This is a genomic window from Moraxella sp. (genome assembly GCF_024227015.1).
In the GTDB taxonomy this organism is placed as follows: Bacteria; Pseudomonadota; Gammaproteobacteria; order Pseudomonadales; family Moraxellaceae; genus Moraxella.
Genome location: NZ_JAAELD010000011.1, coordinates 1 through 9858, shown reverse-complemented (window position 1 = coordinate 9858; position 9858 = coordinate 1). Strand labels below are relative to the sequence as shown.

The 9858-nt window shown below is 43.9% G+C and carries 8 protein-coding genes and 4 tRNA genes; 1 reads left to right on the top strand and 11 read right to left on the bottom strand.

From position 1 onward, the window contains the following. Window positions 1-25: 25 nt before the first annotated feature. From GY683_RS00210 to GY683_RS00195, 4 genes are all read right to left on the bottom strand, one after another. Window positions 26-100: transfer RNA gene (locus GY683_RS00210), tRNA-Thr, on the bottom strand. Between the two features lie 12 nt (window positions 101-112). Beyond that, window positions 113-186, bottom strand: a tRNA-Gly gene (locus tag GY683_RS00205). Between the two features lie 29 nt (window positions 187-215). Then, window positions 216-299, bottom strand: a tRNA-Tyr gene (locus GY683_RS00200). 82 nt (window positions 300-381) lie between these two features. After that, window positions 382-457: transfer RNA gene (locus tag GY683_RS00195), tRNA-Thr, on the bottom strand. Between the two features lie 267 nt (window positions 458-724). Here GY683_RS00195 and alr point away from each other — a divergent pair. Next, on the top strand, window positions 725-1951 hold the full coding sequence (gene alr / locus GY683_RS00190) for an alanine racemase (RefSeq protein WP_297286837.1): 1227 nt from the start codon (window positions 725-727) through the stop codon (window positions 1949-1951). A 62-nt stretch (window positions 1952-2013) separates the two neighbouring features. Here alr and GY683_RS00185 read toward each other — a convergent pair whose 3' ends face one another. The 7 genes from GY683_RS00185 to GY683_RS00155 all read right to left on the bottom strand — a co-directional run. Beyond that, window positions 2014-3519 carry an anthranilate synthase component I family protein gene (locus GY683_RS00185; protein ID WP_297286836.1) on the bottom strand — a complete coding sequence of 502 codons (1506 nt, stop codon included), beginning with the start codon at window positions 3517-3519 and terminating at the stop codon, window positions 2014-2016. A gap of 197 nt (window positions 3520-3716) precedes the next feature. Next, window positions 3717-4049 (bottom strand): hypothetical protein, encoded by a 333-nt coding sequence (locus tag GY683_RS00180; RefSeq protein WP_367274101.1) that lies wholly within the window; start codon window positions 4047-4049, stop codon window positions 3717-3719. A gap of 131 nt (window positions 4050-4180) precedes the next feature. Then, entirely contained in the window at window positions 4181-7075 is a 2895-nt protein-coding gene (polA, locus tag GY683_RS00175; RefSeq protein ID WP_297286835.1) for a DNA polymerase I, read from the bottom strand. A gap of 111 nt (window positions 7076-7186) precedes the next feature. Then, the gene (locus GY683_RS00170; RefSeq protein ID WP_297286834.1) at window positions 7187-7486 is read right to left on the bottom strand and encodes a hypothetical protein; all 300 of its coding nucleotides are present in this window, start codon (window positions 7484-7486) and stop codon (window positions 7187-7189) included. Between the two features lie 105 nt (window positions 7487-7591). Continuing rightward, complete coding sequence (locus tag GY683_RS00165) at window positions 7592-8407, bottom strand: putative RNA methyltransferase (protein WP_297286833.1); 816 nt, start codon at window positions 8405-8407, stop codon at window positions 7592-7594. 12 nt (window positions 8408-8419) lie between these two features. Beyond that, window positions 8420-9046, bottom strand: coding sequence for a DedA family protein (locus GY683_RS00160; protein ID WP_297286838.1), 627 nt, complete (start codon window positions 9044-9046; stop codon window positions 8420-8422). 282 nt (window positions 9047-9328) lie between these two features. Beyond that, on the bottom strand, window positions 9329-9858 hold a 530-nt coding region (locus GY683_RS00155; RefSeq protein WP_297286832.1), incomplete at its 5' end, for a hypothetical protein.

The following is a 9858-nucleotide window of genomic DNA, read 5'->3' as shown; positions in this document are numbered from 1 at the left end:
TCACTAGACTTCAAGGTTTTAAATATGGAGCTCTTATCGAGAATTGAACTCGAGACCTCTCCCTTACCAAGGGAGTGCTCTACCGCTGAGCTATAAGAGCGAAACCGATATATGGAGCGGGTGGCGGGAATCGAACCCGCACCATCAGCTTGGAAGGCTGAGGTTCTACCACTAAACTACACCCGCAGGGTAGTAAAAATAAGGTAGGGAAATAATGGTGGTGGGGGAAGGATTCGAACCTTCGAAGCTTTCGCGACAGAGTTACAGTCTGTTGGGTTTGACCGCTCCCCAACCCCACCAATTGGTACAGGTGTATCTTTTAATGATCTTTTAAAAGATTAAGCCCGATAAAAGGGCTTGACCTGAAAGATTTCTTAGGAGTGGTGCCGGCTGCCGGAATCGAACTGGCGACCTACTGATTACAAGTCAGTTGCTCTACCAACTGAGCTAAGCCGGCGGTGTTTCCTAAGTGGTGCGTATAATAACACAGATTTCAGATTGTGCAAGTTATTTTTTTATTAATTTTTAAATTTTTATATAAGTGTATGATTTTTATTATGTTATTTTTATATATTCTATCATGCTGGCCATCCTCAAATTTCTAGCTATATAGAACACCCTGCTCTAATTTATCATGTGTTATGGTTATTGGCAAAAGTAAAAAATCGTGTTATAAATAATCGCTTTTTATAGCTAATCTAAATAATTTCATTAAGGATTTATCATGAGAAAACCTCTTGCCTTGGCAGTATTGCTCGGACTAGGTCTGGCAAGCACCGCTCATTCTGCTCCCATCTTACAAGTCAATGGTGACTACAGTATTACGCAGCGCAATCATGCCAATGCATGGCTTGAAATTGACGTCAAAGCCTTTGAAGACAACATCACACGCCTTCAACAACAACTTGGTGACAAAAGTCAGATTTGTGCCATCATGAAAGCAGACGCCTATGGTAATGGCATTGACCTGCTTATGCCTAGCATCATCAAATTGGGTGTGCCTTGCGTTGGTATCGCCAGCAACGAAGAGGCAAAAGTTGTCCGAGCTCACGGCTATCAAGGTAAAATCGCTCGCGTACGCTTAGCCAGTGTAGACGAAGTTCAGTCAGGACTTGATTATAACATCGAAGAATTGATTGGTGACTTAACACACGCCACGGCTCTTGCTAAACTAGCCCAAGAACACGGCAAAGACATTAAGGTTCATCTTGCCTTAAATTCAGGTGGCATGGATAGAAACGGCATTGACCTAGCCCACAAGCAAGGTCAAAAAGACGCGGTGGCAATCACCAAATTAAAGGGGCTTGATGTCGTTGCCATCATGACACATTATGCTGTGGAAGATGAAGATTATGTGCGTGAGCGTTTGGCACTGTTTAAAGAACAAAGCTCGTGGCTTATCAAAAACGCCAAATTAGACCGCAGCAAACTCACCCTACACACCGCCAATTCATTCGCCACCATTGCTGTACCTGAAAGTCATCTTGACATGGTACGACCTGGCGGTCTTATCTACGGCGATACAATCGATGCCAAGCCTGCTTATAAGCCCATCATGAGCTTTAAGACCAAAGTTGCCAGCGTACAGTTTTATAAAGCTGGCACAAAAGTTGGTTATGATGGTACGCACGCGCTTACCCGTGATTCTTATTTGGCGAACCTGCCCTTTGGTTACTCGGACGGTTATCGCCGTGCCTTTACCAACAAAGGCGTGGTACTCATTGGCGGTAAACGTGCCAACGTTCTAGGCAAAGTGTCAATGAACACGACCATGGTGGACGTAACCGACTTTGTCAATGATGTTAAAATCGGTGATGAAGTGGTCATCTACGGCTCACAAGGCGAAGATAGAATCAGACAAGCTGAGATCGAGGAAATCAATGACGCTCTACTGGCAGATTTGTACACGATTTGGGGTAATTCAAATCCTAGATTTATCAAAGCTGATTGATTTAAATATGCCAAAAAGTAAAAATCCCACCTTGTGTGGGATTTTGTTTATTCAGAATTCTGTTATACAGAAAGACCTTTGCACGCCATTTCCACCGCCTTGACAATCGCCAACGCTTTTTTGTTGGTTTCGTCCCACTCTGCCACAGGGTCTGAGTCCGCCACCACGCCTGCCCCTGCTTGGATATGGACTTGCCCGTCTTTTAGTACGGCAGTACGAATAGCAATGGCAGTGTCCATGTTGCCCGCCCAGCCCAGATAGCCCACTGCTCCACCAAACACACTACGGCGAACAGGCTCGACTTCATCGATGATTTGCATGGCTCGGATTTTGGGAGCTCCTGACAGCGTGCCTGCTGGGAAAGTTGCACAAAATACATCTAGGGCGTCCTTATCAGCTGACACCACGCCTTCTACGTTGCTGGCGATGTGCATGACCTGCGAGTAGCGTTCAATAAACATTTTATCGGTTACCTTGACCGTGCCAATGTCGCATACCTTACCGATGTCATTACGCCCTAGGTCAATGAGCATCAGGTGTTCGGCGATTTCTTTTTGGTCGGAGAGTAGCTCAGCTTCTAATGCTAAATCTTCTGCCATATCCTCGCCACGCCGGCGAGTGCCTGCCAAAGGTCGCACGGTAACTTTACGCTCATCGCCCACTTTTTCAATACGAGAGAGAATCTCGGGTGATGCCCCCACGATGTGAAACGGCTCATCATTAGCAAGTTCGCCTTGGATAAGAAACAGATACGGAGACGGATTAAGGTATCTTAACGCCCGATACACCGCCAATGGGTCGCCACTGTACTCGCCTGATAGGCGTTGGGCGGGGACGACTTGCATGACATCGCCTGCTTTAATGTATTCCTTAATGCGGTTTACGTCCGTGCAGAATTTGTTTTGTCCTGTTTGTGAGACAAAATGCGGTAGGGGCTGTTTTTTGACGGTCAAATCAGGTTTGTGTGACAGCAGATTTTCAATAATATCAAGCTGTTTTACCGCTTTTTTGTAGCTGTCTTTGGCGTGTACATCCGCATAGACCACGATAGACAAGGTGTGTTCTAGGTTGTCAAACACCACGACAGACGATGATAGAGTCAGCCACATATCAGGCAGAGCCAAAGGGTTGGGCGAGTTTGACACGCCAACGGTCGGCTCAATCACGCGTATCATGTCATAACCAAAATAGCCCACGAGTCCGCCACTAAATGCAGGTAGGTCAGGCATTTCATTTTGGCTTGGGGTTTTATAATTCGCCATAAAGGCACGGATAAAATCAAAGGGGTCGGTGTCGTGCGTGGTCGTCTCGTCCTTGCGAGCATCCTTTAACACCACTTTACCGTCATGATACTCGATGACAATGTCCGAACCTAGCCCAATCATGGAGTATCTCGCCCAGCGTTCGCCCCCGACGACCGATTCAAACAGATAAGCGGACGCAAAAAATTTACGCAAATTGGCAAATACCGACACAGGCGTGGCATCGTCCATCAGGCGTTTTTTGATAAGCGGAATGTGGGTGTAGCCTTGCTCGGCTAAGGCGTGAAAGTCGGATAGGGATAGCATGTTTTTCCTAATTGTTATGTTAATTTTCTTATTTTATCACAAGTAACATGGCATGGTAATATCACCATAAAAAATAAAAGCCCTATCAGATGACAGGGCTCAGGTTGATGAATAAAATTATTGGATTTCTGATGATAGTGTAATATCTACATTACCCGCTACGGCTTTTGAATATGGGCAGACGTGGTGCGTTTTTTCTACGATACGAGCGAGCGTGTCAGCGTCAATGTCGGTGTTTTTGGCGATGACGTGGATGTTGCCTGACAAAAAGAGTTATCATCGCCTTCTTTATTTAGGTTGATGGTGACTTGTACTTCACTATCAAAGCTCACGCCCTCTGCTTTTTTGACCAACCCCAGTGCGCCATCAAAACACGCACCATAACCTACGGCAAACAGCTGTTCAGGATTTACACCATCTTTGCCCGAGCCAGGGCTCACCAGATTAAAAGTAGTCACGCTATCGCTTAGGGTGGCGGTGCCGTTTCTGGCACCAATGGCGGTGGCGGTGGTTGAGTAGATTTGAGCCATGTCATTCTCCTTTTTGGGTGTTTTTAGGTGCTTGTTATTAATTTCATCATAAAGATGAAATATGACAATTTCAAGAAAAACACCCGCTTCTTTACATGACTACCACAAAGCAGACAACTACCATTGATTTATCAATGAGCCTTCTCCCAATTCTCCCCCACGCCAATCTCCACCACCAAAGGCACGGCAAATTCCACGTCCCAGCCTAAGCTTTTGGCAGTGTCGGTCAGCACGTTTTGCATGGCGGTTTTGATAAGCTCACCTATCTCATCCGCTTTGTCGGCATCTACTTCAAATACCAATTCATCATGCACTTGGAGCAAAAGTTTGGCATGGTCTTTGGGCAGGACTTTATCCACGGCTATCATGGCAAGTTTGATAATTTCGGCGGCAGAGCCTTGTAGTGGGGCGTTAATGCTTGCCCGCTCCGCCCCTTGTCGTATCATGGCGTTTGATGAATTGATGTCGGGGGCGTAGAGCTTACGTCCCAATATGGTGGTAACATAACCTGTTGATTTGGCGTAACTTTTGGTATTTTCCATGTAGCCATGAATGGCAGGATAACGGGCAAAATACCGCTTGATGTAGTCCTTTGCCACGCCATTTTCTACGCCAAGCTGTTTGGCAAGCCCAAACACGCCCATGCCGTATAGTAGCCCAAAATTCACCGCCTTTGCCGAACGTCTCTCGTTTGGCGTTACGTCCGCCAAGTCTTTACCCATAATCTCGGCAGCGGTGGCGGTGTGAATGTCTAGGTTGTTTTTAAAGGCGTTAATCAAACTCTCATCGCCACTAAAATGAGCCATGAGCCTCAGCTCAATCTGCGAATAATCCGCCGCCATAATCACACGCCCTGTCGGTGCGATAAAGGCTTCACGAATGAGTCGCCCTGTGTCGGTGCGAATGGGGATATTTTGTAGGTTGGGGTCTGATGACGACAGTCGCCCCGTACTTGTCAAGGCTTGGTGGTAGCTGGTATGCACTCGCCCCTGTTTGTCGGCGACTTTGGCAAGAGCGTCCGTGTAGGTGCTTTTGAGCTTGGATAGACTTCTATGTTCTAGCACCACGTCCACAAGTGGGTGGTCAATCTTGGCAAGCACCGCCTCGGACGTGGAATATTGCCCTGTTTTGGTTTTTTTACCGCCTGCAATGCCTAATTTGTCAAACAAAATCTCGCCAAGCTGTTTGGGGCTTGCCACGTTAAAGGTTTCGCCCGCCAATTCAAACGCCTTTTGTTCTAATTGACTGATTTGATTGTCAAAAGCAAGCGACAATTTACCCAAAAATTCGGTCTTTACCAAAATGCCGTCATGCTCCATTTGGGCTAAGATTTGGGCGGTGGGAATTTCTAATTTGTGCAAAAGGCTATTGGCATTGGTATCTTTTTGCAAATAGTCATCAAACACACTAAACAAGCGATAAGTAATGTCCGCATCTTCGCACGCATAATCGCTTGCCTTATCCATGTCCACTTTATCAAAGCTAAGCTGTTTTGCCCCTTTACCTGCCACGTCTTCAAAGGTGGTGGTATTTACACCAAGATAGTGCTGTGCCAAATCGTCCATGTTATGCCGTGTCGCTACGCCGTTTATGACATAGCTCGCCAGCATCGTATCCATATGCCAATTATTTAGCTCAATGCCATATTTTTTAAAAACATGACTGTCGTATTTAATATGCTGTCCGATTTTACCGATATTGGGATCTTCTAAAATGGGTTTTAATTGATTTAAAACAAAGTCTCTATCTAATTGATTATCCAATAAAATATCAAAATCGCCCGTATGCCCCACAGGAATATAATAGCCTTCATAATTATTGGTTGCAACAGATACCCCAACCAAATCCGCCTTTTGCCAATCAATGCTGGTGGTCTCGGTATCAATGGCAAAATAAGGCACGCTATTTAATTTGTCAATAAGCGTATGAAGTTCATCAAGGGCATTTATGGTTTTATAAGTGCCTTGTTGAATGGGTAAGGGTTTAACAGATAATTCATCGCTTTTATCGGCTAAATTACCATCAAAAGGATTATTTATTTCATTATCGCTATTGTGATGGTTAAATAAATCATCGGTAATAGGCAAATCCGCCATTTTTAATAATGCTAACTGCTCTGCCATTTCTTTTTTAAATTCTAATGTCTTAAATAACTCATATAATGCTTTGGCACGTTTTATTTGTGTCTCTTTATTGTTATCTAATTTTAATTCGTCAAATGAAATAGGCAATTCTAAATTGGTAACAATCGTGGCAAGGGTGCGATTAAGCGGAATTTCGCCTTGATGTTCGTATATTTTTTGCCCGACCATGCCTTTGATATTGGCAAGATTTGCCAAAATGCCGTCAATGTCGCCATATTCGGTCAATAGCTTGCTTGCCGTCTTCGCCCCAACTTTTGGGATACCTGCAATGCCGTCCGATGAGTCGCCCATGAGCGTCAGATAATCGGCGATTTGGGTATTGTGTACGCCAAATTTGTCAATTACGCCCTGTACGTCCGTGATTTTGTCCTTAAAGCTGTCTTCTAAAATCACACAGTCATTAACCAGCTGTGCCATGTCCTTGTCGCCTGTGGAGATGACAACAGGATAGCCGTTTTGGCAAGCGGTGTGAGCAAGTGTGCCAATGATGTCGTCCGCCTCAAAACCGTCAATTTTGATAAGGGGAATGCCCAATTTTTCAATCAAATCATGAATATACGGAATCTGCACTCGCAAATCATCGTCCATAGGGGGGCGGTGGGCTTTGTAAGCATCTGATAATTCGTGGCGAAAAGTGGGGGCTTTGGTGTCAAAAGCGACCGCCATATAGACAGGCTTGTATTTTTTGATGAGCTTATTTAGGGCGTTTAGCACGCCACGAGTGGCATTGGTGGGCAAGCCGTCTTGGTTGGATAAAGGGGGCAAGCCGTGAAAACAGCGAAACAGATAATACGAGCCGTCCACGAGAATGACGGGTGGTTTGGATTTATCAATGGTGGACGTGTCAAAAGTGGCAAGGTTGGGGATGTCGGTGTAGGTCATGATTTTAATAACTTTTTTGAGATATAATTTGAACCATTATACCCAAAAATGACAAATTAGGGAAAATTTCCCCATAAAAAAGCCCTGATGGTCAGGGCTTAGATTTACCGCTTAATTATATTGGGTGCATTCAACATCTTCATCACGGCAAAACATTTCATGGTGCTTGGCTCGGCATTGCTTTAAGACATCAAGGCGAGCCTTGCCACGACTCGTGTTTTCAGAGCGATAAGTTTCGGTAAATGCTTTGACTTTGCAGACATGAACGCTGTCCTTGTTTTCTTTGACAAGCACAGGCACGCCCACAGGTACAGGTACGACAACCGTCCCTGTGCTTGGTGTGTCAATGGGCGCAACACAAGCAGATAAAAAAGACATGGCAAGAGCAATCAGCGCAATACGAGTTTTCATAAAATTCACCCAAAATAAAACAAAAAAATAATACCCTAAAAATTGTAAAGTATTATACAAAGACAATATAACGTAAATTTTTGGAATATGTAACAAATTGTAAAATTAATCAGCCTTCAAAAGATACAAACAAAAAGACGCCACCACCTCAAAACTTGTCTCACGCTTTAATGCTGTCTTCTTATCAAGCTTGGCTTTGTAGGTGTAGGGTGTCATGTCAATCAGATCAATCAAACTTTGATTATCCAGAACCATCGGATTGTCGATTTGCCATTCATCCACCAACTTAAATTCTGGCGCAAGTTCATCGATGAACTTAGTCGGTTGGTGCGGATTTACCGTATCGAACAGCCTTTCGCGCATGGCATATAGGTGCTGTGGCGCAGGTGTCGCCATCAGAAGATGACCACCAGATTTTAACACCCTTAACAGTTCTTTTTTTGGCAATGGGCTAAAAAAGCTCGTGCATACATCCACACTGTCATCTGCCACAGGCAACACCGAACCTGTGCCCACCACCCAAGTGATGTTCTTATTAACATGCTGATTTTTATAAGTTTTTGATGCAGTGATGATGGCGGTCTTGGCGATGTCTAAGCCAATGACCTGTACGCCCTGCTCTGCCAGAACGCTCGTGTAATAGCCTTCGCCGCAGCCGACATCCAACATGGTTTTTGGGGAAAGTTCGCTGACAACTTGACCGATTTTATCGCGTAATGGCGCATAGAATCCATTGGCTAAGAAACGCTTGCGAGCCTGAACCGAGACAGCCGTATCGCCCGCACTGCGGCTGTTCTTGTGCTGAACGACATGCAGATTGACGTAGCCATCTTTGGCGACATCGTAGCTATGTCGATTCTGACAGCTGTAAGTTCTACCATCCAAGATCAGATCGGTATAGCAAATGGGGCAAGTTAGCATAAGTGTTTGATGTTATTTTAGTTTTCGATGGCGAATGATTTCGATGATCATCGGAACCACTGACAGCACAATGATGCCAACCATAAAGAAAGTGAAGTATTTTTTGACAAATGGCAATTGCCCAAAAAAATACCCAAGCATGGTAAACGACACCACCCACAGAATCGCCCCAATCACATTATATCTGGCGAAGTCCTTATAGGGCATGTTCCCCATTCCGCCAACAAAAGGCGCAAATGTACGCACGATCGGCACAAATCTTGCGATGATGATCGTGCGACCGCCATATTTGGCGTAGTAGCTTTGGGTCTTGTGTAGGTAGGCTTGTTTGAAGATCTTAGAGTCAGGATTTGAGAATAGACGTCTACCAAAGTGCTTACCAATCTCAAAATTCACAAAATCACCAATAATCGCAGCGATGATCAGTAGCAACATCAACAGCCAAACATTCATCTCGCCGACAGCTGCAATCGCCCCTGCCGCAAACAGCATCGAATCACCCGGCAAAAACGGCGTAACCACCAGCCCTGTCTCACAAAAGACAATGACAAATAAAATGGCGTAAATCCACTTACCGTGATTATCCACCAATTCCTGCAGATGATCGCCAATATGCAAGATAAAATCAACGACGCCCAAAATAAAATCCACGATACGCTCTAGATGATAAAAAATAGTTATTTTATCACGGATTGAATATTTATAAAATAAATAGTTCAATCAAGAACCGCCCACCAAAAACCACCAAAAAAGCCACGTAAAAGGCAGCATCACTTGTGTTGATAACTGACTAAATGGATGAAAACAGGGTCATTTATAAATCTTCGTTGCGCCGTAAGAGAGAAATACAAAAAATAATACATGCCAATATTTTGCCAATACTTTCGGGTTTTACTATTTACTTTGGTGGTAATTTTTAGATTAAAGCAAATCCTTCCTTACCTTTTGTGTGTCATCTCTGAAGTCTTTAAAGTGGTCTATATTCACATCATAACTTGGCGGATTGATTAACACAATATTTTGACAAATTAAATCATCATAAAGCCAAAGAGCCTGCTGGGCAATCTCAGCCAAAGCCTCATCAGATAATTGAAAGTTTTGATAACTTTCATCACAAAAAGACAAGTCAGCAGATAACCCATAAGTTAATGCCAATTTTCTTAAAAAATAATACCCTTGACAATACCAATCATAAATCTGTGATAATTTATAAAAATCATCAGGATTGTTGATGAGCGATGATAAGGTTTGTTTTAATAGATTTTGATAATATGTCAAAAAATCCAAATAGGGACTGATGAGTTTTTCTAATTCAATCACTGCCTTTTTATCATTAAAATCCAAACCGATTAGCGTCAAATAATCATCAGGTGATATGTCCAATCTATATAGAATAACGCTAATCCACAACGATAAGCCTGTAGGTATACAAAATTCAACAAAAACCCCTG